Annotated in this window: 25 protein-coding genes; 12 read left to right on the forward strand and 13 right to left on the reverse strand. The window is 51.5% G+C overall.

Annotated features, from left to right (window positions below; genetic code table 11):
• Positions 1-285: 285 nt before the first annotated feature.
• The 4 genes from MCON_RS02030 to MCON_RS02045 form a co-directional block, all read right to left on the reverse strand.
• A complete protein-coding gene (locus tag MCON_RS02030) occupies positions 286-1377 on the reverse strand; it encodes a DUF1646 family protein (protein WP_013718382.1) in 1092 nt (363 codons plus the stop codon).
• An 80-nt stretch (positions 1378-1457) separates the two neighbouring features.
• Positions 1458-1790 carry a carboxymuconolactone decarboxylase family protein gene (locus MCON_RS02035; RefSeq protein ID WP_013718383.1) on the reverse strand — a complete coding sequence of 111 codons (333 nt, stop codon included), beginning with the start codon at positions 1788-1790 and terminating at the stop codon, positions 1458-1460.
• Between the two features lie 368 nt (positions 1791-2158).
• Positions 2159-5107, reverse strand: a complete 2949-nt coding sequence (gene uvrA / locus MCON_RS02040; protein ID WP_013718384.1) for an excinuclease ABC subunit UvrA — start codon at positions 5105-5107, stop codon at positions 2159-2161.
• 16 nt (positions 5108-5123) lie between these two features.
• Positions 5124-5765, reverse strand: a complete 642-nt coding sequence (locus MCON_RS02045; RefSeq protein ID WP_013718385.1) for a hypothetical protein — start codon at positions 5763-5765, stop codon at positions 5124-5126.
• A 799-nt stretch (positions 5766-6564) separates the two neighbouring features.
• Here MCON_RS02045 and MCON_RS02050 point away from each other — a divergent pair.
• The 5 genes from MCON_RS02050 to MCON_RS02070 are packed head-to-tail and all read left to right on the forward strand — an operon-like array spanning position 6565 to position 11273.
• A complete protein-coding gene (locus tag MCON_RS02050; RefSeq protein WP_013718386.1) occupies positions 6565-7704 on the forward strand; it encodes an ABC transporter substrate-binding protein in 1140 nt (379 codons plus the stop codon).
• A gap of 8 nt (positions 7705-7712) precedes the next feature.
• Positions 7713-8558 carry a class I SAM-dependent methyltransferase gene (locus tag MCON_RS02055; RefSeq protein WP_013718387.1) on the forward strand — a complete coding sequence of 282 codons (846 nt, stop codon included), beginning with the start codon at positions 7713-7715 and terminating at the stop codon, positions 8556-8558.
• A gap of 20 nt (positions 8559-8578) precedes the next feature.
• Positions 8579-9361 carry a slipin family protein gene (locus tag MCON_RS02060; RefSeq protein WP_013718388.1) on the forward strand — a complete coding sequence of 261 codons (783 nt, stop codon included), beginning with the start codon at positions 8579-8581 and terminating at the stop codon, positions 9359-9361.
• On the forward strand, positions 9358-10488 hold the full coding sequence (locus MCON_RS02065; RefSeq protein WP_013718389.1) for a FecCD family ABC transporter permease: 1131 nt from the start codon (positions 9358-9360) through the stop codon (positions 10486-10488). Before MCON_RS02060 ends, MCON_RS02065 begins: the two co-directional genes overlap by 4 nt.
• Positions 10485-11273, forward strand: a complete 789-nt coding sequence (locus MCON_RS02070) for an ABC transporter ATP-binding protein (RefSeq protein ID WP_013718390.1) — start codon at positions 10485-10487, stop codon at positions 11271-11273. Before MCON_RS02065 ends, MCON_RS02070 begins: the two co-directional genes overlap by 4 nt.
• Before the next feature lie 51 nt (positions 11274-11324).
• On the opposite strand, the gene MCON_RS02075 is transcribed toward MCON_RS02070, so the two are convergent.
• From MCON_RS02075 to MCON_RS02105, 6 genes are all read right to left on the reverse strand, one after another.
• Positions 11325-11921, reverse strand: a complete 597-nt coding sequence (locus MCON_RS02075) for a flavin reductase family protein (protein WP_013718391.1) — start codon at positions 11919-11921, stop codon at positions 11325-11327.
• Positions 11922-11948: 27 nt separating this feature from the next.
• Positions 11949-12698, reverse strand: a complete 750-nt coding sequence (locus tag MCON_RS02080) for an ATP-binding protein (RefSeq protein WP_013718392.1) — start codon at positions 12696-12698, stop codon at positions 11949-11951.
• A gap of 78 nt (positions 12699-12776) precedes the next feature.
• Positions 12777-14387: an ABC transporter substrate-binding protein gene (locus tag MCON_RS02085; protein ID WP_013718393.1), complete on the reverse strand. Its 1611-nt coding sequence runs from the start codon at positions 14385-14387 to the stop codon at positions 12777-12779.
• Positions 14388-14431: 44 nt separating this feature from the next.
• Positions 14432-14977 (reverse strand): dTDP-4-dehydrorhamnose 3,5-epimerase family protein, encoded by a 546-nt coding sequence (locus MCON_RS02090; RefSeq protein WP_013718394.1) that lies wholly within the window; start codon positions 14975-14977, stop codon positions 14432-14434.
• A 418-nt stretch (positions 14978-15395) separates the two neighbouring features.
• Complete coding sequence (locus tag MCON_RS02100) at positions 15396-17336, reverse strand: heavy metal translocating P-type ATPase (protein ID WP_013718395.1); 1941 nt, start codon at positions 17334-17336, stop codon at positions 15396-15398.
• Between the two features lie 201 nt (positions 17337-17537).
• Entirely contained in the window at positions 17538-18605 is a 1068-nt protein-coding gene (locus MCON_RS02105) for an FmdE family protein (RefSeq protein WP_013718396.1), read from the reverse strand.
• 334 nt (positions 18606-18939) lie between these two features.
• Between MCON_RS02105 and MCON_RS02110 the strand changes: the two genes are divergently transcribed.
• From MCON_RS02110 to MCON_RS02140, 7 genes are all read left to right on the forward strand, one after another.
• Positions 18940-19923, forward strand: coding sequence for an ABC transporter ATP-binding protein (locus MCON_RS02110; RefSeq protein ID WP_013718397.1), 984 nt, complete (start codon positions 18940-18942; stop codon positions 19921-19923).
• Positions 19924-19928: 5 nt separating this feature from the next.
• Positions 19929-20582, forward strand: coding sequence for an ABC transporter permease (locus MCON_RS16590; protein ID WP_013718398.1), 654 nt, complete (start codon positions 19929-19931; stop codon positions 20580-20582).
• Positions 20583-20629: 47 nt separating this feature from the next.
• Complete coding sequence (locus MCON_RS02120) at positions 20630-21163, forward strand: ABC transporter permease (RefSeq protein ID WP_013718399.1); 534 nt, start codon at positions 20630-20632, stop codon at positions 21161-21163.
• A gap of 44 nt (positions 21164-21207) precedes the next feature.
• Positions 21208-22191: a ketopantoate reductase family protein gene (locus MCON_RS02125; protein ID WP_013718400.1), complete on the forward strand. Its 984-nt coding sequence runs from the start codon at positions 21208-21210 to the stop codon at positions 22189-22191.
• 56 nt (positions 22192-22247) lie between these two features.
• On the forward strand, positions 22248-23153 hold the full coding sequence (locus tag MCON_RS02130; RefSeq protein ID WP_013718401.1) for an EamA family transporter: 906 nt from the start codon (positions 22248-22250) through the stop codon (positions 23151-23153).
• A gap of 140 nt (positions 23154-23293) precedes the next feature.
• Positions 23294-23521, forward strand: coding sequence for an acylphosphatase (locus tag MCON_RS02135; RefSeq protein ID WP_052297511.1), 228 nt, complete (start codon positions 23294-23296; stop codon positions 23519-23521).
• Between the two features lie 95 nt (positions 23522-23616).
• Positions 23617-24789, forward strand: a complete 1173-nt coding sequence (locus MCON_RS02140) for an RNA-guided endonuclease InsQ/TnpB family protein (protein ID WP_013718403.1) — start codon at positions 23617-23619, stop codon at positions 24787-24789.
• 1 nt (position 24790) lies between these two features.
• On the opposite strand, the gene MCON_RS02145 is transcribed toward MCON_RS02140, so the two are convergent.
• The 3 genes from MCON_RS02145 to MCON_RS02155 form a co-directional block, all read right to left on the reverse strand.
• Entirely contained in the window at positions 24791-25129 is a 339-nt protein-coding gene (locus MCON_RS02145) for a ferritin family protein (RefSeq protein WP_013718404.1), read from the reverse strand.
• A 204-nt stretch (positions 25130-25333) separates the two neighbouring features.
• Positions 25334-25801, reverse strand: coding sequence for a hypothetical protein (locus MCON_RS02150; protein WP_013718405.1), 468 nt, complete (start codon positions 25799-25801; stop codon positions 25334-25336).
• Positions 25802-25923: 122 nt separating this feature from the next.
• A complete protein-coding gene (locus MCON_RS02155; RefSeq protein WP_048131702.1) occupies positions 25924-26259 on the reverse strand; it encodes a hypothetical protein in 336 nt (111 codons plus the stop codon).
• Positions 26260-26465: the final 206 nt, after the last annotated feature.

A 26465-nucleotide genomic window follows, 5' to 3' on the forward strand; every position in this document is an offset into this window, starting at 1 on the left:
GCTCTTTGTGGTTAAAATCCGTTATCTGTAATCCAATCAAACCACAGAGGCGCAGAGGAGCAGAGACTAGAATCGCTGCCGAGCCTGACCCACATAATTCAGCGAAGAGCCAAAAAAATATAAAGAAGTATCATGGCCTCGCCTGGTATATTGCCAAGAATCGCACTGGCGCTATCTTACTGAATGCTATCTTCCTTAAGGTTTTATCGATGTCGCAATTCCAAATCCAGGAAAACTAGAGAATTCAACAAAAAAAATGAGGCTGGAGCTATGCACATGCACAGCCTATAGCCCCAGAGTGGGATTGATGCCCAGCACAAACACCAGGATGAAGTATATCGCATTCAATACCAGTCCCATGGGAATTCCCAGCTTGGCCCATTCGCTGCTGGTGATTCCCAGCTTTCCTGCAGAGATGATATTGGGGATGTTTCCTGGAATCAACATGCCGCCGGATATGAGCAGGCCATACAAAGCGGCATTAATCTGGCTCTGGCTCATCGCCGGAGAGATCTCCGCTGCAGTAAGGGTTGCATTATCCAGGATGGCAGAGACCATGTTCACCCAGAAGAGGACATAATCTGGAATCTTGGTGAAGTACTTGAATATGAGCACCTCCATACCTGCTCCCAGCAGGAAGAGAGCAGATACAAAAAGCCAGACCTTAGCTGCTCTGATGAATACCTCCTTCAAGCCACCCTCATCCGCTATCTCCTGTACCTCAACCCTTGCAGCTTTTCTTCCCACATAGAACGCACCGAAGAGAGCGCACCCTAAAACCCCCAGGACGATAAGTATGCCCAGCTGATCAGCCAGGTACCAGAAGGAGGCATTATAGGGAGGGCCCTGCAGCTTGGTGACGGCAATGGTCGATAGCGGCTCGCCCAGTGGAGTGAGAACTGCGCCCAGTCCGATGGCAAAACAGGCAATGATTACCATCTTGATCTTATCGCTTCGTTCCATCGGCATGAGATTTGCGATCTCCACCAAAAACAAGGATGCAATTATAGCAGTGATTAAGCTTGAGGCCATTCCCAAGACGAATATGACCACAGCCACAAAAACCGGCAATGGAACGGAATTGGTCAGGCCTCTGATCGCTCTGTTTATTGTGGCCTTTCCATAGAAGAATATCAGCCCGGCAAAGAGCACTGCCGGGACTATGCCTTTTTCAACCGGCTCTCCTGCAGCCAGAGTTATTAGATCAATTCCCCATTTACTGGTAATGGTAACAGCTGTCGCCCCCATGATGAACAGGAATGCCTCCAGGTTCTTCTCGACTACTTTTATCTTGAAAGGCAAGGTCAGAACAAGCAAAAAAATTGCGAACAAGCCTATATCAATTAATGTGACCGTCTCACCTGCAACTGTAAACATTCAATTATCTCCTATACAATTTAATTTTTATGGATTATATATTATTTATCTGAGCACCGGTATCTGTGGTCTGCCTCAACTCAGTTCTTGATCTCACCCTGAAGCTCACTGCTCTTGCTTGCCAACTGGCAAATGGGGCAGATTTCTGGTTCCTCATCCAGATGGCTGGAGGCTGAGGATAGCACGCTGGCTGTGCAGAGGTTTCCTGCCATAAATACAGCTGCAGCGATCTGATCATCCGGAACGCCAAGCTTGGATGCTGTCCGGATATGCAGCCTCATACAGTGGCTGCATCTGATGGCCGCCGAGACCGCTATTGAAATGAGCTCAATTGTCCTTTCATCCAGCATATCCTGAGCGGTCTTCTCCTTGCCTTCCCTTAGGATGGCATCCAGATCAGCTTCATAGCTCATGATCATTCTCTCCGCAAATCAGACGGGAAGATCGCACGCTCAAGATTCTAAAGCGATCTCCGTCGACGTTTTTGTATCCTGCAAGCCTAGAACTGATTTGCATTTTGAAAGCCCAAGATTGATTACTAGATTATTAATATTGCGGTCTATAACAGATTAATTTTCAATTTAAGCTAAATTTAGGAAAATGAATTATTCAATTTAACGTTAAATGAACAAATTCCATTATTGGCATTTTTCCAAAAAAGGTAATTTTAGGCTTGAATCGCAAATCCTAGGCAGAGGCGATAATCTCTGCCAAGGACCTTAATATTATTCTCTGCCTGAACTCACCCACATAATTCAGCGAAGAGCTTAAAAAAAGGAAGTTATATCTTCACAGCCGCACAAACTGCCTTCTTCCTCCGCCCGTTGAGGCCGGCCCGACTGGCCACAGGGACAGGCTCTATCTCTAGATTGAGCCTTGCTCTCAGGAATCGGCCGGTATGGCTCTCCATCACTTCAGCCACCTGTTCCGGAGTGCCGGTGGCCACAACCCGGCCGCCAGCGTTCCCTCCTTCCGGCCCCATATCTATGAGGTAGTCTGCGGATTTGATCACATCCAGGTTGTGCTCTATCACCACTACCGTGTTCCCCTTGGATACCAGGTCGTCCAGGACATGGATTAATTTCTTCACATCATCGAAGTGCAGTCCGGTGGTAGGCTCATCTAAAAGGTAAATCGTCCTGCCCGTCCCCTTTTTGGCCAGCTCCCGCGTGAGCTTTATCCTCTGAGCCTCGCCGCCGGAGAGGGTGGTCGAGCTCTGGCCCAGCTTGATGTAGCCCAGCCCCACTCCCAGAAGGGTGTCCAGCTTGCTTCTTATGGCCGGAATGTTCTCGAAGTGCTCCCTTGCTTCCTCCACCGTCATATCCAGGGCCTCAGCAATGGACTTTCCCTTGTACTTGACCTCCAGGGTCTCCTGGTTGTAGCGTCTCCCTTTACATTCTTCGCACTCGATATAGACATCGGGCAGGAAGTTCATCTCGATCTTGATCAGGCCATCACCATGGCAGCTCTCGCACCTGCCGCCCTGTACATTGAATGAGAAGCGACCGCTCTTGTAGCCCCGAATCCTCGCCTCCTTGGTCTGGGCATATGCCTGGCGAATGGGATCGAAGACCTTGGTGTAGGTGGCGGGATTGGATCGGGGCGTCCTGCCGATGGGGCTCTGGTCGATGACGATCACCTTGTCCACCTCAGTGTCGAAGCGAATCCCATCATGCTCTCCCGGAGTCTCGCTTGAGTGGTAGATCCTCTTCATCAGCGCCCGGTAGAGGGTATCGTAGATCAGGGTGGACTTGCCCGATCCCGAGACGCCGGTGACCACTGTCAGAATCCCCAGGGGAATGTCAACATCGATCTCCTTGAGGTTGTTCTCCCGGCAGCCCATGAGATGGATGAACTTGTTGCTCTTCCTCCTCTTTGCCGGAACCTCGATCCTCTTTTTACCGGAGAGGTACTGGCCGGTCAGCGATTTTGGGTTGGCCTCGATCTCTTCAGGAGTGCCCTCGGCCACCACATAGCCGCCGTGAATTCCTGCTCCTGGGCCGATGTCCAGCACATGATCGGCACTGCGGATGGTATCCTCGTCATGCTCGACTACAATCAGGGTGTTTCCCAGGTCTCTCAGCTTTTTCAGGGTCTCTATCAGCCGGGCATTGTCCCTCTGGTGCAGGCCTATGGAGGGCTCGTCCAGGACGTAGAGGACGCCGGTCAGGTTCGAGCCTATCTGGGTGGCCAGACGAATGCGTTGCGCCTCCCCACCGGAGAGGCTGCCTGCGTTTCTGGAGAGGGTCAGGTATCCCAGGCCCACGTGCTCTAAAAATCCCAGGCGGGAGCGGATCTCCTTCAGAACCTGGCGGGCGATCTCTCCCTCCTTGACCGAGAGCTTCTCCTCTAAATTCATGAAGAACTCATTGCATTCGCTCACCGAGAGGTTGGCCACATCAACAATAGATAAGTCCTGGATCCGGACCGCTAAGACCTTCTCTTTCAGCCTTTTTCCCTCGCAGGCCGGGCAGGGAAGGACCCGCATAAACTTCTCCAGCTCTTCCCGGCGGTACTCGGAGGCGGTCTGGCTGTAGAGGCGGATGCTCTGCGGTATCAGCCCCTCCCACTGGGAGTTATGCGACCAGTAAACGTCCCCATTTTTCATGCTCATATTCATCCGGATCTTCTCCTTCGAGCCGTACATCAGGGCATCGTACTGCTCAGGGGTGAGATCCTTGATGGGGGTGAAGATGTCAAAGCTGAAATGCTTGGCCACTGCCGCCAGGTGCTGGCCCCGCCAGCCATCGATGATATTACGGTAGAGGGCTACCGCTCCATCGGCGATGCATCGATCCCTGTCCGGTATGATCAGCTCGGGATCGAACTCCATTCTGAAACCCAGGCCGTTGCAGGACTCGCAGGCTCCAAAGGGGCTGTTGAAGGAGAACATCCGCGGCTGAAGCTCCTCGAAGACCAGGCCGCAGACGGGACAGGCCATCCTGGCGGAGTAGACCCGCTCCTCTCCGTTCTCATGCAGGACATAGACCAGGCCTTCCGTCTTTTTCAGGGCTTTTTCTATCGCCTCCACCAGCCGGGACTTGTCTTCTCTTGGGTCCAGCCGGTCGATGACCACATCGATATCATGCTTCTTGTAGCGGTCGAGCTCTATCTCCTCGTCCGTCCTCTGGATCTGGCCGTTCAGCCTCACCCGGGCATAGCCCTCGGCGTTCAGGTCCTTGAGAAGCTGGCCATAGGTTCCTTTCTTCTGGCGGATGACTGGGGCGAGGATGGTGATCATTCCTCCGTCCTCCCCTTTCATCTCTTTAGTCCCCTCAGTTCCCTCAGGCTCCTTGCCTTTGATCTCCTCCAGGATGCTGACGGCGATCCTCTCCGGCGACTGAGACTCGATGCGGGTTCCGTGCTCCGGGCAGTGGGGGATGCCTATTCTGGCAAAGAGCAGGCGGAGGTAGTCGTAGATCTCGGTCACCGTTCCCACAGTGCTGCGTGGGTTTTTGGAGGTAGTCTTCTGTTCGATGGAGATGGCGGGGGAGAGGCCGTCGATGGAGTCCACTTCGGGCTTGTCCATCTGGCCTAAGAACTGGCGGGCGTAGGCGGAGAGCGATTCCACATAGCGGCGCTGGCCCTCTGCGTAGATGGTATCGAAGGCCAGGGTGGATTTGCCCGAGCCGGAGACGCCGGTGATGACGATCAGGCTGTCACGGGGAAGCAGGACGTCGATGTTTTTCAGGTTGTGCTCGCGGGCGCCTTTTATTACAATTGATTTCATATTTATTTCATCTATTTTAGCCAATCTTGCTGGCGATAGCAGTTCCATATCCGGCAAGAGCCCCATAGCGATATGCGGTGTACTTGGCTGGAACATTCAACCGGATGGTGTCAAGCGATATGGCATATAGCTCAGCACCGCTCTCTGGCAGGATGTCCAGGGTAATGCTGTTGCCTGATGCGGTTCCGCTGGCCAGGGCCATCTGGGTGGTGCTGCCGGAGGCGATGCTCCCCCGGCCAAAGAGCCTGTTTCCGGATTGATGCAGGTCCAGAGAGATGGTGTATCCTTCGGAGAGCTGCAAGGCCCATTTTCCTGATATGCCAGTTAAGCTGGCAGCAGGGGTAGTGGCTTGGGCTGGGGTCTGAGTCACAGGGGTGCTGGAGAAGGTCTTTGCCACCGGGGTGTTGGATGCGCTATATCTTCCCATTGTGGTCTTGCCGACGCTCGAGCCCAGAAGAGAGACTGGTTTAGATGTCTGAACGCTGCTGGGTGCAGATGTTGCGCCGGCGCCGACCTTCATCGTGAATATGGGGTCGGTAAAGTACTTGCCAGCGTCGCCGCTATAGCTTCCCACATAGCCGCCCTCCAGATAATCCTGAGCAGCGGAAGGCAGGGCCAATAATGACAGAAGGGCCAGAATGCCGAGTATCCTTATCATATCTAACTCACTGCGGTCAATGGCGTTCGTCAATTAACTTAAAGATAACCGTCGAATAATGAGGATGACATCCGGAGGTGGATGGGTAGCAGAAGGCGGCTCGCGTCCATCTGGAGGGGCAGGGAGGACTGTAAAGGGGAGAGGAGACGGGTGGTGGATGTGACCCTGCTTGCGGATAAATGGGGCGAAGCATCTTGATTTTCTGGGCAAGATTGTATCCAAGCCTCCCCGGCGTTGAGGGGGCCAGAGCACTACCGCGCGTAAAACCCGCGCGCGGCGTCCACTGAAAAGCAGCTTGCTAGAATTAATCTTGACCTTGATCCTGCTTGGTTTCAAGAGATCAACTATCCAATGAGAAAACTCCAGATAATTAGTCCATAAATCGATTCATACGGTTATTTGGGCTTCCCGGCTTAGAGGAGGGCAGGCGGATCCCTCAGATCCAAAAACAGCAAAAAGCATTACTGCATCTAGCTGCAGTAATTTGTAAAAAGCAGCCTGCTGCATATCAATAATGGTCGCAATACGGCTCTTGAGCCCATCTCACGATATAAGCCGCCCATAAACCTGGGCAGCACAATTGGCCTGAGCTTTAACAGAAAGATCTCACCGCCTCTTCACCCGATCTCGCCTTTCAGCTAATCTCCCATTTAATTTCAAATTTTATAAGCTAATTATAATTTGTAATAACGAAAAGTCTTAAGTATAAGCTAGAATTTAACACGAATAAGATATCGATGCAGATTTAGGACAATGATGTGGTCCCGCGATCTGATTGCAAATAAATGGAGGAATAGAAGTGAGTAAAAGAAACCTTTGGAATAGATCGATAATAATATTATTTATATGCTCTATAATTTTCCTGAGCTCTACTGCCCTGGCATCATACCCCAAGACCTTTACCGACACCCAGGGCCGGGAGATCACTCTTGATGAATCCCCGCAGAGGATAATCACCAGAGCCCCGGACGAGGCCAGAATCGTGATCGCCCTGGGCTACGGAGACAAGCTAGTCGCCGGTGAGCAGGCTACCAAATCCTGCCTCTGCCCAATGACCTTTAGCAACACCACCGAAGGTTGCCTGGAGTGCTATGAGAACATCATTGACGGCCGGATGCCCGACCTTCCCGAGATCAGCACCAGGTACGACATCTATTTCGAGGAGATCGCCAGGCTGGAGCCCGACCTTATATTTTGCGGAAACCTGAAGGATGCAGAGGCCTTTGAGGACAAGATTGGCTGCCCGGTGGTAGTTCTTGGAGGACAGGGCTGGAACTTCGGCGATGAGGGCTACTTCGATAGCATCCGCGTGGCCGGCGAGGCCCTGGATGCTCGGGATCAGGCAGATGAGCTCATCGCCTTTGCCAAGGGCAAGGTGGAAATGATCGAATCGGTGACAAAAGAGATAGATCCTGATGATCGGCCAAAGGTCTACTTCGCCTCCCGAGGTGCAAGCAATGCCTTTTATGATCCCAAAGAGGGAAGGGACTTCACCAGAACCGAACCCAAATACGATCCTCTGACCATCGCCGGCGGCAACAACATCGCCTCGGAGATCAACGGCTCTACAGTTAATGTGGCCCTGGAGCAGATCATAGCCTGGAACCCTGACTTCATATTCATATCCAACAGCAATGCGGGAAACAATACAGGCCTTGATTTCATCAAGAACAGCCCTGAGCTGGCCTCCATCAACGCCATAAAGGAAGGCAACGTCTTCAACTGCTTCTATCCCCACTGCCGGGGCACTCCGCCTGACAGAAACCTGTTTAACATGATGTACATGGCCAAGGTGATGTACCCGGAGGAGTTTGAGGATCTCGACCTGGAGAAAGAGGGCAATGAGATATTCAAGGCCTTCTTGGGAGTGGACGGCGTCTTCACCGAGTATGCCGACTACCTGGTCTGGCCAAGAGAGTACCTGGACAGCCTGAAATAGGTGCTCTCATGCCGGGAATCATTAACTGGGACGAGCTGTGGAAGGCCACCCATGCAGGCGGGTTTCACCACCATGGCCGGGACGGCCAGGATCTGGCATCCCATTGGGATAGTAAGGCCCGAGGGTTCAACAAGAGGGTGATGAAGAATCCCGCAAGGGCAACAAATCAGGTGGCCACCCTCGGCCTCCTTTCTCATGAGACAGTACTGGATGTGGGCGCCGGCACAGGAAGGCTGGCGATTCCCATGGCTCGAATAGCCAGGAGCGTAACAGCTCTTGATCAATCCAAGGGAATGCTGGCCTGCCTCGAGGAGAACATGGCTAAAGAGGGCATAGAGAACATCCGTACCATCCAGAAGAGCTGGGAGGAGCTGGCCGAGGGTGAGATCGAGCTGCACGACGTGGTCTTATCCTCCAACTCTTTGGGGGTGTTGAACCTAAGAGAGTCCCTGGCCAAGATGGACTCTATGGCCAAAAGGGCGGTCTATATCTTCACATTCGCCGATCGGAGGAGAGACGACGGCTTTGCAGACTTCCTGAGGGGAGGCAAAAGGGCCCGCCATCATTTCGGCGGCCCAGCTGACTACCTGGTGATATACAACCTCCTGGCGGATATGGGAATTTTCGCCGACATCAAGATCATGAACTGGCAGTCCTCCGAGCACTACTCAAGTCTTGATGAGGCGGTAGCTGAGTGGAAGGAGATGCACGAAATACCAGCGGAAAGAGAGCCCGAGCTGCGAGAGTTTCTATCCGGGAAGCTGACTGAAAGTGATCAAGGGCTGTGCATGCATCGCCACCACAAGCAGGCCATGATCTCCTGGCAGAAGGACCAGCCTGCGTCTGAGCATTAAATGCAGGGGAGGACAATACAATGGTCTCCATTCCCATTCTGGCCGGATCGGCTCTGTTGATAGTAATACTGGCCTCGAGCATCCGGGTGGTGAGGCAATACGAGCGAGCGGTTATATTCCGCCTGGGCAAGATCAAGAAGGAGAGAGGTCCAGGCCTCTTTGCTCTCATTCCTCTGGCGGATAAGATGGTCCGGGTGGACATGAGGGTGCGAGAGCTTGATGTGCCCAAACAGACGGTGATCAGCAAGGACAATGTCACTCTAGAGGTGGATGCGGTCATCTACTACAAGGTGATGGATGCCTCTCGGGCGATCATCGAGGTAGAGGACTTCGAGGCCGCCACCCTTCTTCTGGCTCAAACCACCCTGAGAGATATCCTGGGACAGAATGAACTGGACACCATCCTCTCCGATCGGGACGATCTCAATAAGAGGATCAAGGAGATCCTGGACTCGACCACTGGCCCCTGGGGCATGCACGTGGTGATGGTCACCATGAGGGACGTATCATTGCCGGAGAACATGCTGCGCGCCATCGCCCGCCAGGCAGAGGCGGAGAGAGAGAAGAGAGCCCGGATCATCCTGGCAGAAGGAGAGTATCAGGCCTCAAAGATGATGAACCAGGCAGCGGATATGTACGAGGACAAGCCGAGCGCTCTGAAGCTGAGGGAGTACCAGACCCTGACCGAGATTGCTAAAGAGAAGAACCTGATAGTGGTCTCCACCGGATCAGATGATGGTCACAGGAATTCGGACCTTCCCCTTTTCATGGGGCTGGCCAGGGCGGCTGTGAGCAATAAATGACCAGCTTTCGGGCACTCTTCTTCCGGGGCAAGCCCGACGCTGGCTACTCTCGGGCGAAGAGGTCGGGCAAGAAGAGCAACCACGAGCTGGCCCATGAGAGATTCAAGTTCATCAGAATCTTATTCGTGCTGGGCATCGCCGGCCTTCTGGTCCTTCTCACCGGGCTCATAATCACCCTCGGCCCCCTGGATATATCCGTGCTCGATTCTTATTCTGCCCTCCTGGCCCGCTTCTGGCCGGAGCACTTCTATGTGGACGAGCTCACCAGCCGGGTGGTCTGGAACATCCGCTTTCCCAGAATCATGGGAGGAATCATGGCCGGCTTTGGGCTGGGAATATGCGGCTGCGTGATGCAGGCGGTCCTAAAGAACCCTCTCGCCAGCCCCTTCACCCTGGGAATCACTGCCGGTGCCCAGTTTGGCATATCCCTGGCCGCAGTCATCGGCTTTTCATTTCTTGCCGGTCCCTATTTCATAATCGGTAATGCCTTCCTCTGCGCCCTCTTCTGCTCTCTGTTCATCATCGGCCTGGCCGCCATCAAAGGAGCAACCTCTGAGAACCTGGTCCTGGCAGGAATCGCCGTCAACTACTTCTTCACTGCGATCAGCCAGCTGCTCAAGTACTTCGCCACCGACGAGCAGCTTCGCCTCATGACAAACTGGGGAATGGGGGATCTCGCTGCCTTCTCCTGGACCAACTCCAGGATACTTTTGGCCATATTCGTCATCTGCATTCCTCTGCTCATGACCAAATGCTGGGACCTGAACATCATGACGGCAGGAGACGAGACCGCCAAGAGCATCGGGGTCAATGCTGAGAGGACGCGCATCTTCATAATGGTGGTCAGCAGCCTGCTGGTCGCGACCATTGTCTCATTCATGGGGACCATCGCCTTTGTGGGGCTGGTCGCCCCTCACATGGCCCGGATGGTCATCGGCGGAGACCACCGTTTCCTCATCCCCGCCTCGGGAGTGCTGGGAGCACTGGTTTTAATGTCTGCCGATGCCGCGGGAATGAATCTGATCGCCCCCACCATCATACCCACAGGAATCATGACATCGATTGTTGGAGTCCCGTTCTTCATGTATCTGATGATGAAAGGAAAGAGAAAGGAGTTTTGGACATGATGATCAAGCTTCAGGCCAAGGATATGGATTTTGGCTATAACAGCAGCAAGATACTTCAAAATGTGAACTTCGAGATCGCCCCTTCAAAGCTGGTCACCATCGTTGGGCCGAACGGCTCCGGCAAGTCAACATTGATCAAGTGCATAGACCGGATTCTTGCCCCTCAGGGGGGAAGCATCCTCATCGACCGGAAGGATGTGACCAGAATGACCCGGATGGATATGGCCAAATATCTCTCCTATGTTCCCCAGAGCTCTGTGAGGATCTTTCCAACCAACGTCTTTGACACCATTCTGATGGGCAGGAGGCCCCATATCGGCTGGTTGGGCAGCGAGAGGGACGAGGATAAGGTCTGGGAGGTCCTGAGGCTTCTTGATATCGAGAGGCTGGCCATGAGCAACTTCAGTGAGCTCTCCGGCGGCCAGCAGCAGAAGGTCCTTATCGCCCGAGCGTTGGTCCAGGAGGCAGAGGTGATGCTCCTGGATGAGCCCACCAGCAACCTGGATATCTGGCATCAGCTGGATGTGATGAACATCATTCGGGATGTGGTCAAGAAAAAGGAGATCACTGCCATCATGGCCCTGCATGATCTGAACCTCGCCTCCTACTACTCCGACCGGATCATCATGATGAATAGAGGCAAGATAATAGCCGCTGGCGATCCCCAATCGGTGATCACCGAGGAGAACATAGCAAAGGTCTATCGGGTGGAGGCGGCGGTGAGGAGCCTCTCCGACCGACCGGTAATAATGCCCTTGCGGCAGATCCGGGGAGCAAGGGCGTAGCAGAAAATAGAACTTGCTCGTCGTCTCTTTTTTAGGAGCAGCGCCCGGCTATCAACCTTTTCGCCGGGCAGCAGATGCTTGAAACATCTCCCTATACTCCGCATACCTGCCGGAAAAAGCCGGATAAGTGAAGCTCATGCCGTCTTTGCCCAGCATTACTGACAGGGGCCTTGCCCTTTGAAAGTCCATGCTTCCATCAGCATCAAAGAACCGTTCATCAACCTCCAGGTGCACCACCTTGCCGATGATGAGAACGAACTTCTCCCTGACCAGCTCCTCTTCTAAAACGCACTCCGCCCAGGCCAGGCAGCCCTCGATTCCAGGAGCCTTGACTTTTGTGGACGGGTGGGGCTCAAGTCCCGCTTCTAAGAACTCATCCACCCCGGGAGGATAGCTTCTGGCGCAGATCATAATCGCATCCTCCATGCCCATCTGCGGGATATTCACCACAAACTCTCCCGTCCGGCGGATGTTCTCCAGGGTGTCGCGCTTGATCCAGGAAGCGAGGATGACCTCCTCCAGAGGGCGCAAAATGGGCGTGAAATTTGACCAGGGAGCAGCATTCCTGATCCCCTGCGAGGAAACGGTGGTGATGAGGACTACCGGAAGAGGCAGGATCTGCTCCCTTTGATTCGGTTTTAGGATCATCAATTTCCCTCGGAATTATCTCAAAACTCAAGATTCCAGCAGCTTTTCTGCTATCTGCTCCATTTCCATGATTGGTGGAACTTTCTCGCCCTTCAAACAGGCCTTGAAGACATCTTTGTCAAAGGGCATGGTGCCGATCACCTTATTCTTGTCCACTAGATCCGCCAACTCCTTTGAGTTCTCATCCATCCGGTTGAGAATAAAGAACATCGGCTTTCCGATCTTCTCGCTCATCTCGGCGATCTTGCCGGACAGCTGGACGGATTCAAATGACGGGTCTATCACAACCACGATCTTGTCGCAACCGGCTTCAACGCCCCTGCCGAAGTGCTCGATGCCTGCATCCGTGTCCACCACTACGTGCTCTCCGTTGGTCTTTAACTTCTCCAGAAATTCCCTAGCCAGAGCACCCATGGGACAGGCACAGCCCTCACCGAAACTATGAATCTTGCCGATGGCTATGAGCTTGATTTTGTCCTCGCCTACCACCAGCTCTTCTGGAATATCCTTTACCGTAAACTCCTCCAAGATCTGCAGCCGTTCTCTTTGCTCCGACCGGATGAATTTCATCAATTTCTCGGAGAGAGCTTTCTTGCCGCCTAAGGATTCCATGAAATCCTTGGGCTGCTCGAAGCCCAGTTGCTTGTAGAGGCCGAAGTTGGACTCATCTGTATCCACAACCAGAACCTCATTCCCTTTCTCTGCAATTTCTCTGGCCAGAAGCGCAGATATGGTGCTCTTTCCGCTTCCGCCTTTTCCGCAAATCACTATCTTCATTTCCATTTCTCCATTTAAAAGAAAGGCAAGCGAAGAATCTGCTCGCCTATATTTGCTCAAAAATACTTGCTAAAAATCTCATCTAACGAAAGATTGCTTATTGATGGCGATGGGTATGCCATTGGCAACTCCCTGCTTGGTGTAATAGGCATCCACCAGGCCATTATGAGCCCAGTAGGAGTCCGAATAGTAGAGAGGCAGCGCCGGCAAATCTTGGGCATAGACCTCCTGGACCTCGTCTACCAGTTCCTTGCGCTTGGAAGCATCAGTCTCTGAGACCTCCTGGTCCAGGAGATCATTGAGCTTCTGATCAGCAGTGTAGCGAGCACTGTTGAAGAAATAGCCCTCGCCGATGATGCGGTTCAGAATCTCAGGGTCGCCGCCCATGCCACCATGGCTGTTCAGGGCCAGATCGAAGTTCCACTGTCCTACAAGGCTGTCCAGAGTCTTTGCATCCACACTGCGCAAGTTTACCTTAAAACCAGCCTTTTCCAGTTGCTGCCGTATCATCTCTCCCACGCGCTCGGTTGCTGCAGTGACCAGCAACTCCAACACCAGGGGCTCACCACCTTTGGAGAAATACTGCCCGTCTTTGGCGTAGCCCAGCTCAGACATCAGCTCCGCTGTCTTGATCGGATCATATTTGTATGGCTCCACATCAGGATTGTACCACTCACTATCCGGGGCAAAAAGTCCAGAGCTTGCGATGATGCCATAGCCACGCAGTGCAACGTCCACTAGAGCCTGACGATCTATGGCGTAGTATAGCGCTTGCCTGAGCTTGGTGTCAGAAAGAGGCTCCTTATTATGGTTGATCATTATCTTGGTGATTCCATCGCGTGGTCCATCTAAAACCACAAAGTTCTCCTTCCTGAGTTTCTCTACCGTCTCTGCAGGCACAACGACTGCATCAACATCTCCTTTCTCAAGAGCGGCTGCAGCCATCTCATTGCTTATCTTCACGAACTTGAGCTGCTTTACTTTTGGAGCGCCCAGATAGTAGCCGTCATAGGCTTCGTAAAGATACGTCCCTTGAGTCTTGTCGTAATTCACGAGCTTGTAAGGACCTGTGCCGATGAGGGCCTTATCATCCTGGAACTCGGCCGGATTGCTGACACTTTTGTAGATATGCTCTGGAAGAATGGGGAGCGTGCCGACTACCATATCCAGAAAAGGAGCATAAGAATGGTTCAGGTAGATCTTCACGGTATTGTCATCCAGAGCTTCAGCCTTCTTAACTGGCTCGGAGTTGACCCACGGATAAGGGTGCTGCTTGATGTAGTCAATAGTAAAGACCACGTCATTGGCGGTGAACTTCTCGCCATCATTCCACGTGACGTTTTTTCTCAAGCTGAAGACGTAGGCGTCGTTTCCTTCCATCTGCCAGCTCTCAGCTAGGGCAGGCACGTAGCCGTCTTGGTCCTTCCATACCAAAGTGTCGAAGATGAGGCTCATTCTGATGTAGCCGGGACCGCGAGAGTAGTGACCGTAGGGCGAAGGAAATCCCCAGTCACCTGTGGTATCGGCGATGGTGAGCACATCTATCGTTTCATCTGCTGCTATCGACGTGCTGCATAATAGTAGGAGCAGCAAGCCAGCAGATGCAAATCCAAGTGCAAGAAGGCATTTCACAGGCAAAGCATCCTTTCGATAGTTACGCCATTTTTTCTTAGCAATCAACTTAGGCATATTTAACATATCTCCTAACGTTCAGCTTCATGATTGTGAGTTTTTTACTCCATTTTGCAGTCCCAATCATAAGGAACTATATCATTATCTATAGGATTAACTCGTCTTTCATCTACATTTTCAGGATCATAGAACAATGAAGGCATACCTATCACTACAGATATATCATTTCCTATATTTTTTGTGCCATGAAAGACTCCTGGTGGAATGTAAACTGCACGAGGACATTTTTCGCCCATGAATATTTCATTAAGAAATTTGTAGGTAGGTGAATCTTCCCTATAATCATATAAGGCAACTTTTACAATTCCGGTAACACATATGAGGTGATCTTCCTGTTTTGAATGAAGGTGCCATCCTTTGATCATGCCAGGATAAGAATATGAAGCGATTATCTGCTTGATATTCGATGCTTTCATCTCCTCGTCATCTAAGCGAATGAGCTCTGTCAAAAATCCTCTCTCGTCACTGAACAGTTTCATATCCTTTATAACAACACCTTCAATGAGTTCTTCACCATAAAAACCAGGTATACTTTGAACTCGTGGCTTTTCAAGTTTATCGAAGTCTTCCATGCTTTTTACTTGCATTTTTATGCCTCCTTTTTTCATAAATCCATGATAATGGATTTTTGCCATCCTCGAACATAATCCCATAAGGTTCGTATTTTACCAATGTCTTTGATAGTGCAGGAATGCATTCCTATGTCTGATCCATTCATCATTAATGTGGAGATATCTATCGCGTTGACCTTATCGCCGCCTATATACTGTATAGGGTCCCATAGAACGCTCGTTGTCGATACGATGTCTATCTTATCGGACGCGGCACATACGGGCGCGGCCATAAATAAGATAGACATGATACAGATAGTAAACAGACGATTGACTTCATAATTATTACGTAGTAATACTTTATATTTAAGATTTACGGTAAATTTGATCTGTCATCAATTCTGCTATAGCATCTGTCTGAAATATCCATTTTTTATATCAGAGGTCTATAGCTTCAGACCTTCGGCCCGTATGCAATGAGCCTCATGGAATTCAATATCACCGGGATGGATGACAGCTCATGGAGTAGTGCTCCGGAGACGGGTGTCAGTATCCCCGGCACAGTCAGTGCAACTGCTACCGCCAGCACCCCAAGGGAGAAGGCCAGGTTGTGCTTTATAGTCTTGATCGCCTTGCGTGAGACTTTGATTAGATGAGGCATCTTGGAGAGGTCATCAGAGAGAAGGCCTATATCCGCCGTCTCCATGGCTACATCAGTTCCCGCAATGCCCATGGCTATGCCTACATCCGCCTGGGCCAGAGCCGGGCCATCGTTCACCCCCTCGCCAACAAATGCCACTTTGCGTCCCTTGGATTGCAGCTCCTTTACTATCTGGACCTTCTCCTGCGGCATCTTCTCGAAAAATAGCTCCCTGACTCCAATTCTGCTGGCCACCCGCTCTGTAGACGCTCGATTGTCGCCGGTGACGATCACCACATCCAGACCCAACTCGTCCAGCTTCTGCACGACATTATGCGACTCTGGCCTCAGTTCGTCCTCGAATACGAATAGCCCCTCTGTCCGACCGCCTGCAGCCAAGAGTATAACGCTGCAGCCAGTAGCCTCCAGAGATTCAGCCCTCTCTTTAATATCCTGGCCGACAAAAATCCCTTCTCGTTCCAGGCTGCTTGTCCTTCCCAGGAATATCTCCTGACCGTCTACATTGGCCCTTATTCCTAATCCCGGCAGAGGTTCAAAGAACTGGGGGTCGACAAGATCCAGATCCCTGCTTTTGGCCTCATCGACCATCGCTCTGCCCAGAGGGTGCTCGCTGAACTTCTCCCCCCTGGCAGCCTTCTCCAGAAGTTCATCCTGGGAATTATCTCCCAGAGCCTCGATCTGGAGAAGCTTCGGCTTTCCTGCCGTCAGCGTTCCCGTCTTGTCGAATATCACTGTATCCACATTTGATAGAGCCTCGATGGTTGCCCCTTTCTTGATGAGGCTTCCTCTCATGGCGGCATTTCCAATGGCGGCAACGAGAGCCGTCGGCGTGGCCAGCACAATCACGCAGGGGCAGAAGACGATGAGCATGGTGATAGCCCTCATGATATCTCCGCTCCACCACCACAAAAGCGCTCCTGCGATGAGGGCTGTGGGCATATAGATCTTAGCGTAGCGGTTTAGTAGCCTCTCTATGGGCGGCTTATGGGCTTGAGCCTCCTCGATCAGAGTGCGGATCTGGCCAAGAGTGGTCTCGCTCCCTATGCCGGTGACGAGCACCTCAATGGCACCCACCTCCAGAAGGGTTCCGGCAAAGACCTTATCCCCTGCCTTCTTCTCAACCGCCAGGCTCTCCCCGGTTATGGCTGCCTGGCTGACAGAGGCAACGCCAGAGACAACCTCGCCATCCACAGCAATCCTCTCTCCGGACCGGACAAGAAGCATATCCCCTGCTCGAACCTCCTCCAGGCACACTGTCAGATCTCGGCCCTCTCTGCGCACGGTAACGCTATCGGGCAGGAGACAGGATAGGGACTCAAGCGATTGATTAGCCCTAGCGGCGACGAATTCCTCGAGGAGGCCTCCTAAGAGGAGAAGGACGGCCACCACCGCAGCTGCTGCATACTCGCCAATGGTGATCGCCGCCATTGTGGCAATGGATACGGGAATATCGGCTGTGAAGTCCCGTTCCCTTATGTCCTGCAAAGCAGACCACCAAATATAAGAGGAGCCGAGAAGGGCCGCGGCCAGATAGAGGATGCTTCCTCCTTCATGCACCTCACCATGATACAGGCCGCCCGGATCGCTGATGACAGCCAGAATCAGGAGAATGCCGCAGGATAAGGTGATGAGAGTGCCGGGATCGACAAGAAAGCTCCTGTAGCGATGCAGCCAGTGACTGCTCTTGCAGGCAGCGGCTCCGGTGACCGTATCATTGTTATTATTGTCAGGCATCTTATCTAAGGCTCCTAATTCCTCTGATTTCAGTAAGCTTTTATGTTACATATATTGACTGCAGTAACAATCAAACAGGAGAAGGCTAGATAAATAGTTATCGAGATATATGGAAAAAAAAGTTAATAGATAAGCTGCTCATTGCTCATTAGAGTGAAAGAATTGTCTACTTGATCCAGCAGCCTTCTTTCATTATGCAAATTACATTACGCCCGCAACCTTCAGCGGATGCATTCCGGCGTTTTGCATCTGGGCGAGGGTGGCAGCATCCACCTTGAATTCCTTGAGGACGGTTATGAACACCTCTGGATTATCTTCATAGGGCATGAGGGCGATGTCCCAGTATATCATCGATCCCCAGGAAGGCCCGTTCCACTTTGGCAGATCTACAGCGCTGAAGTTGTAAGCCAGCACCAGTGCATCGCCCTCTTTGGCAGTATCATTCCAGCGGATGTAGATGCCGGCGACGTTGGGCACCGCCTTCTTCTCGGCATCCGTCAGGGCCATCACAAACATTCCGCTCTTTCCGGGAGTGGCATCCCAGCGCATCTGGAACAGGTCGTCTTTGCACCACTGGGGACAGGCTATTACCTTATAGCTCTCGCTGCTATTGGTTATCGGCAGCTTCTCCTCGACAAACTCAGCGATATGAAGGCCACTGGTGACCCCAGGGCAGAGATGGTCATGGAATGCAGTAGCCTGGAGGAAGTCATAGGATGCTCCCCTTGCCCAGACATTGGACATTGCCACAAGTCCGAACTCATTGCCGTTGAAGGCTTTATCGTTGAAGGTGACATTGCCTTCATCTGTATGGTTCTGCAGATATTCTATATCCACGTTGGCTTTTGATATCTTGCTGAATACCTGATCGTCCGGCAAGTCAAGAAACTCATCGAGACTCTTGCTCAAGGCCTCGGAGTTTGCCTCCAGATACACTGCTTCGCCGGTGGATTTATCGAAGAAGTAGAACCAGAGGGGCTTCCAGTGAGCGCGCAGAGGCCTGAAAAGGTTTCCATCGCCGATGCTGTTTCCGCTTTCATTTGTGATTCCCTTGATCGCAGCCTGAGATGTCTGGCCATCGACGATGGCATGCCCGGCATCGGTTAAAGCCAGGACATTAGCATCTCCCTTCTCGAATCCCAGATCCTGCATCGCCTTCTGGGCGGCTTTGCCTCCCAGCGCTTCCATTAATGCATTGTCCGCCATGGCCAATCCCGGAACCAGAGCCAGGAGAAGGACCATGGTTATGGTTTGATACTTCATTTTCATACGAATTCCTCTGATCTTATGCAATTGACATCAGTCTATTTAAGATTTTTCTTCAAATTTGTAGCATAAATAGCGTAATACTATGTATTGTCTATCCTTCATGGAGCTCGTGCAAGTCTTGGCTAAACAAATCACATAACCTACGATTATTTGTTGATACGTATTTGATATCATTTCCATATTTAAATCTATTTTCTTCAGAAAAGTTAATAAAGATTAAATCTAATCCCTGATCTATTGTAGTGAAGCAATTACGATAGCAAATAATTGTAATAAATTGTAAAAAAATGGAATGTTCAAAAGAGGTTGAAAAGAAGAGAGAGATGAAGATGAAGTGACAGCTGGAATTGATGTAAGAGGGCTTTCCAAGCTTTATAACGGCAAGATCAGAGCCTTGGACGGGGTCGATCTGAGGGTAGAGGCAGCCAGAGTCTTCGCCTTTCTCGGTCCAAATGGCTCTGGCAAGACCACCTTGATGAGAATACTGACCACCCAGATCAGGCCGACCTCGGGCCAAGCATCCATCTTCGGCTTGGATGCGATTCGGAATGGTCAAGAAATCAGAAGGATCATCGGCTATGTGCCTCAGGAGACCAGCGTCTGGCTGGATATCAGCGGATACGAGAATCTGCTGGTCTATTCCAAGATCTATGGCGTTCCAGCTGGAATGAGGCAGAAGAGGATACAGGATGCACTGCAGAGCATGGGCATCGAGGAGATGGCGGACAGGATGGTCAAGAGCTACTCCGGAGGGATGGTGCGGCGGCTGGAGATCGCCTGCGCCCTTCTGGTAGGGCCCAAGATTCTATTTCTGGATGAGCCGACGATAGGCCTGGACCCGTCGGCAAGAAAGGCAGTCTGGGAGAACCTGATCTCATTCAAGAAGGAGTATGGGACCACAGTCTTCTTCAATACCCATTATATGGATGAGGCAGACCTCTACTCCGATGAGATAGCCATAATAAATAAGGGCAGCATTGTGAAATCCGGAACGGCAAGCGAGCTCAAGCAATCTTTAAGGAGCGAGATCATTCAGGTTTATCCAGATGGCAGGATCGATGGGCAGGTTCTGAAGAGCATCAGGGATTTGGCATTTGTCCGGGGTGCAATCAATAATAACTCCCACCTGGAGATAGTGGTCGAGGACTCGGAGACCAAACTGCCTTTGATCCTGGATGTCTTGAGGAACGAGGGCGTATCCCTGAAGAGAATCTGCACTGCCAAGCCTACATTGGATGACGTATTCCTCAAATACGCCGGTGCAATCCGTTTCAAAGGCAAGGGAGAGGACTCGGCCGAAAAAGCACTGCAGGCATGATTAATATGGCTCTAGATGATTCGATCAGGGAGATGTTTGCCATGATTGAGCTGGAGATCAGAAGGCTCAGGCATGACCGCACCGAGATCTACACCCGGGCAGTGCAGCCCATACTGTGGCTGGGCGTCTTCGGAACGATCATGGGCCGGGTCAATGCCATACCCACCGGCGGGCTGCCCTATATCGATTACATCACGCCAGGTGTGCTGCTCCAGTCCACCATATTCGTCTCTGTATTCTATGGCCTGACCATCGTCTGGGAGAGGGAGACTGGAATTTTAAAGAGGCTTCTTGTGGCTCCCACCTCCATTTATGCCACGGTCGTCGGCCGATCGGCCGCCTCCGGGGTGCGAGCGGTAGTCCAGGCTTTGATAATATTCCCCGTGGCCATGCTGCTGGGGGGTGAACTCCTCCCACGGCCTAAAGGCCGGGGCTTCCCTGCTGCTTCTTCGCTTTTACGCCGTCATAGCCCTCTGGCATCGGGGCGCGTTTCGCGGGAATTTTCGGTTTCCGTTTCATTGGCCCAAACTTACATCAGATTCGCGATGCAGAGGTTCAGATCTCATCGGACAGGTTCGGGGTGTTCCCTCCCTACTCTGTGGAATCGTCTGGCGAATCCAAAATCTCCCCGAGGGAGAAGTGATCGATCATCCAAGTAGCACTTGAAGCCTGCATGGAATCATGTCTTGGTTAAGTGGAGGGAACGATGAGATATATAGTTGTTCTGCGCGGGACAAAAGTAATTGGGGCAAAGGACTCCGCTTTCATCCTGTTGCGACTTCGTCGCAACTCCCCAGGACTCGCAGTCCGGGAGATCCACCCTGAAGGATGGGGACTTCCCGCTTCGTCCTTCGCAATCCCACGAGTTAAATTCATAGCCAATCCATTTTACATAGCAGCAGCATTTCTGATCCTATTTCTGGTCTCGGGAGGATTTGCTGCCATCTCCATCCTGGTTGCCTCCATCATGAAGACCAGGGAGAGGTTCATGGGGCTGGGCCAGGCCCTGATCATGCCTCTTTTCTTTGCCAGCAATGCCCTCTACCCCATAGATATGATGCCCTCTGCTCTGCAGCTGTTCGCCGTGCTTAATCCCCTCACCTATGCAGTGGATGCGATAAGGGGCCTGATGATCAGCGGGGAGCTGGGCAACATTCTGGTAGATGTGCTGGCCATACTGGTCTTCGATATGGTGGTCTTCGCCCTTGCATCGTTGAGCTTCAGGAAGATTCTAGAATGAGGGATGACAGAGTAGGAGGTGATAGAGTGAGAGGGGTGAGCTCAATGATCGATAATAAAATTGAACCTAAAAATATCCTGATATACGGAGCAGGAGCGATAGGCTCCCTCATGGGTTATCTGCTCTCCGATGCGCATTCTTCAGATGGTGGCGGGGTGGAGAATATGGCTCTGCTGGGAAGAATGGGGCATATGGAGAGGATCAGCTCCGAGGGCCTGGAGGTGGAGGCTCCCGATGGCAAGACGCTGGTCTATTTCGGTCACCTGTTCACCGACCTTGAAGAGCTTGGCAGATCGGACTTTCATCCGGATTTGGTGGTGATATGCGTCAAGACCTATTCGCTGGAGAAGCTCTGCCAGGAGCTCGTCCAATCGGGCCTCCTCGATGGTAAGCTGAAAAACGCCCTTTTCCTCCTGCTGATGAACGGCATGGGAAACAGGGAGCTTTTCGAGTCTCAGGTCCCCCAAGCATCTGGAAGGATTATTGAGGGGATCACATCCAATGGGGTCAAGCTCGCCAGGGAGGGCAAAATTGAGCTGAAGGGCAAAGGTACGACGGTTATCGAAAAGAATCTCCCTCTGGAGTTGGAGCGGTTCATGAAAGCCCGGTTCGAAGACCGGGAATTTCAAATCGAGTTCTCAGGAGATTTCACGAGGCAGCAATGGAATAAGCTCTTTATCAACTCAGTGATAAACCCCATCGCTGCCCTGGCCCGGCAAAAAAACGGCATCATCTTATCCGAGGTGCTGGGCGGCACAGTGGAGCGAGTGGTCAGAGAAGGGGTGGCAGTGGCCCAAGAGTTGGGAATGGACTTCGATCCCGATGCTGTCCTCGAGCTGGTCCTTTCCGTGGCCGAGAAGACGGGGGAGAACAGCTGCAGCATGCTCCAGGATGTCCTGAAAAACAAGACCACGGAGATCGATTCCATAAACGGCTATATCGTCCGCCTGGCCGAGGAGCATTCTATCGCAGTTCCCGTGAACGGGGCATTATACAGCCTGATTAAAGCAACTGCCAGGGGCTCGTAAGATTTGAATCTAGATATGGGAAATCCATAACCCTTCCTCAGGCAGGAGAGATCCTCGTGGACTGGTTTGCATTCTCTATTGCTGGAGCCGCCTGCCTGGCGGTCACGGGGATCATAGACAAGTTCTACCTGGGAAGGTATGTCCGCAATACCCTGGCATATCTATTCGTCCTGGTGGTGATTCAGCAGGTATTCCTCCTGCCCGTCTTTGCCTATGCCGGCCTGGAGTTCGTCTATCCTCAGAGCCTCTATGCCCTGTCCATCGGGGTGGTGCAGGTGATCCTCTGGGCGGCGTACCTGCGCGCCCTCAAGGTGGAGGAGACGAGCAGGATTGCCGGCCAGGTCTACGTATTTCCGGTATTCGTCTTCCTGGGGGAGTTCTTCCTTTTAGGCGAGACCCTCCAGCCCTCTGACTATGCGGGCGGTGCCCTGCTGGTCTTGGCCGCTCTGCTCATCTCCTACCGCCCGGCCTCCCATCCTGGAAGAATCGCCGGAGGAGGCAGGATCTCACCTGCTCTGAAGTACATGGCAGTCTTCTGGGTCTTCACTGCCGCATACTCTTTGGCCTCCAAGTACCTGCTCGACTACATGACCGAGTGGCATCTGATCGTCTGGTCGTCGCTCGGCAGCCTGGTAGCAGTCTTAGCCTTCCTGGCCAGAGGAGAGGTTCGAAGCGAGGTGGGGGGCTATTTCCGATCCGGTCCGAGGCTGATCTCGATTCTTTTCTTGAATGAGCTGTTCGACTTCCTGGGGAGGGGATCGCTCATATTTGCCTATGCCCTGGGGTCAGTGGCCCTGGTATCGAGCGTCTCCGCTCTGCAGCCCTTTATCACCCTGATCTATGTGCTGATTCTGGGCTTCTTCTTGCCCGGGATGCTGGTTGAGGACTCAGACGGCAGGACGATTGCGCTGAAGATCGGGGCGACGGTACTGATCGTTGCCGGGGTGTACCTGGTGTCTTGACTGGCATGGGCTCGTGGTATTGAATGAGGAGGAACTCAGGCTTAGTCAGCCGTTCCGAAAAATCACAAGTACTTTTTGCAGCAGGAGCCAGAAGATTACACCCGAATCCTTTCATACCGGTGAGGACATAAGGATTGAAAATGAAGCTCAAGATCACTCTCGCCGGTCCAAAGGTGCATGATGTCGGCTACCGAGTGTTCTTGCTCAAGAACGCAATGAACACCGCCCTGCCAGGGCTTTCTACCTACAACTGGGAAGCAGACGGCAGGCAACAGGTAATTGCCCTGGTAGAAGGGGATGAGGTTCGAATCAAAGCATTCCTCAAAAAGATTGAGATGGATAGGCTAGAGCTTGCTCAAGTCACATAAACACAGGCTGGAAGCCCCGCTCTTCAGGGCGGGGAGGAAAGCCGTAAGTAGCCCACCAAAACCTTTATATCACTTAGTGAATATACTGCCTACTGATGACTGAGCAGGTGTTAACCGTCCAATGCAAGTTAAGTCCAACAGACTCCCAGGCCGAAGAGATGGAGGATACTCTGAAAGCCTTTGCGGATGCCTGCAATTGGATAAACCAGAATACGCCTGCTAAGCTCAGAAATAAGGTCCGTATTCAGGGCATTGTATACCAAGATGTTCGAGCTAAGTTTGGTCTTTCTGCCAATCTGGCAATCAGGGCTATCAATCGCGTTGCATCTAACCGTAAGACTGCCATGAAGGATCATTCATCAGTTAAGAACTTTGAACCAACCAGTATAGATTATGATACTAGGATCTTTGCTTTCAGAGAGAAAGACGAAGAAATCAGCGTGACTCTTCTTAGATCGAGACAACGAATCAAGTTGGTTCTAGGCGACTATCAGCGAACCAGACTCAAGGATTCTAAACCGACAAGCGCAACGCTTTGTAAGAAAGGATCTGAATACTATATCAACATCCAGGTTAAAAGCGAAGCACCGGAGCAGATACATGTTGATACAGTTCTAGGTGTCGATCTTGGTATAACTGATATAGCTGTGACCTCCGAAGGCCAGAAGTTTGGCGGAAAGACTATCAAGCTAATCAAGAATCATTATGCGTCTATGCGTGCTGTTCTTCAACAGAAAGCCGTGAAAGGTACAAGGAGTTCAAGGCGAAGATGCCGAGAGCTTCAGCAACGACTATCAGGCAAAGAAGCACGCTACCAACGGCAGATCAACCACGAAATCAGCAAAGCCATTGTGACCAGAGCCCAGGAGATTCCTGCAAAGATAGCTCTGGAAGATCTAACCGGAATTAGAGAAGGCGTCAACCAGAAAGCAGGAAAAAACCATAGACGAAGAGTCAATGGTTGGGCCTTCTACCAGCTTAAGGAGTTCCTTAGCTATAAGGCTCTCGCGGCGGGTGTTCCTCTGGTTCTGGTGGACCCCGCATGCACCAGCCAGACGTGCCATCAGTGCGGTGAGCATGGAATCAGGAATGGCAAGAGCTTCAAGTGTCCTGTGTGTGGTTGGTCTGGCGATGCTGATTTCAATGGTGCTAAGAATATAGCTTTCTTGGGCCGCTATGTAGACCGGCCTGGAGGCTCGGAAGGACTTCCAAGTATCAAGGCTGTCCTTTCAGGGCTACTGAAAGCTCCGGTCTTTAGGCCGGAGTAGTTTACTTGCCTTTCTTAGCAGGCTTTTTCTTCTCTTCGGATGGCTTTTTTCCTGCCATCTCATCTACCTCTTCTGCCCCCTGTGCTAGCAGCTCATCCTCGTCCCCGGTGAGGATCTGGAGCAGACGAGAGAACTCTCCTGCATGAACCCTCTCCTCATTGGCGATATCTATCAGCACCTCCTTGACCAGAGGATTATCTGTAGCCTCGGCATGAGCCATGTAAAGATGCACTGCCTCATGCTCTGCAGCCAGATCAAGGCGCAAAGCTCGGATCAATTCCTCTGAAGTCAATTTTCGGTCAGGCACCTTTCCGCTGAATGGATTGACAAACTCAGTCATTTAGAACTCCTCCTTTTTGTACTGTCCAGATGATATTATATCAACCAGGGTATGAATCTATCTCTGTCAGTTTAATTTTCTTTTAAAGCAAATAAGCTTTTGGGTTGACCGCTTGACCAAATTAATCCCTTTTGGTCAAAGGAATAGCATCCCTGCAAGAGCCACCAACTTGCCTGAGGATCCTCAGGTTCTTCCAGAATTACATCAGAACTGCCGGTTGCATCTCTTAACCCTGGCAATGCATTCCTTGGAGTAGAAAGGGCCAAATACCTGATTGCCGGCCGCGCCAGGCCCCTTTTCTTGCAGATCATGATACCGCCAGGCAATCATGATGTTCTTTTTTATCAAAACCGAATCAGGTGTCTCCATGGGCAGCCTCCATCCACCATCATCCTCCTCTCTCAAATAATACAGCCAGAAGTGAGTGAGGTCATTTTTAAAGCCGTCAATGGCTGTTATCATAGACCCCATGTGGCCGGTAGCGCTTTCATCCGGAGTATACTCGATATTTGAAACCATTTTGAGAATTTCCAGAACGCTCATGCCGGGATTGATCAATACCTCTGCCTTTTTTATCCTCTTTTGGCCATTGACACTTTCATTTTCATCGCCATAGTTAATGTATACCTCTGCCTTGACCCTGCCATCTTTTGATTTTCTATTGAATATCATTCTGCCACCTGTGGCCGATACACAAATCCGGATATATTTGAGCCATTGGGATTGATGCTCACCAGCAGCGCTATATCAATCTTACCGTGAGGGGCTTTGAGCAACCAGGAGCGGCCGTATAATTAGTGAGAGATCGAAGAAATAGATGCCTGTGGGTTATTGCAGAGAACTGCTTTGATGCAACCTTCGATCTTTCGATAGATCTTGATCTGCATGTCTCCGATTTTGGATAGATGCAATATGCCATGATCTTGATCGATTTTGAAGCCGGATTGGCTGTAATTCAGGGTGTTATACCATCCATATCCTTTGAAGCGAATATGACCTATCTTCCGACCGTTATTCTTTGATGCATAGAGGCCTTTGATGTTAGACCAGATAGTGTAATTCACCATCTGAAGAACTTTAGAATAGACCTGGTTTGGTTTAGGATTCTCAAGCTTCGGGGATGGGATCATGTTCTGAGTATCATAGGTTTTGAACTTAATGCCTCTTTCTTTTGCTTCGTTCAGGTCTTGGAGAAGCCTATTATGGCTCTTCGCTGAACTATGTGGGTGAGTTAAGTCAGAGAATATGGCCTCTGTTCCTCTGCTTCTCTGTGGTTGGGTCAATGCATAGCGGTTCACCACAGAGGCACCGAGACACAGAGAACCAGCGATTCAAG

Source organism: Methanothrix soehngenii GP6 (assembly GCF_000204415.1).
GTDB classification, from domain to species: Archaea; Halobacteriota; Methanosarcinia; order Methanotrichales; family Methanotrichaceae; genus Methanothrix; species Methanothrix soehngenii.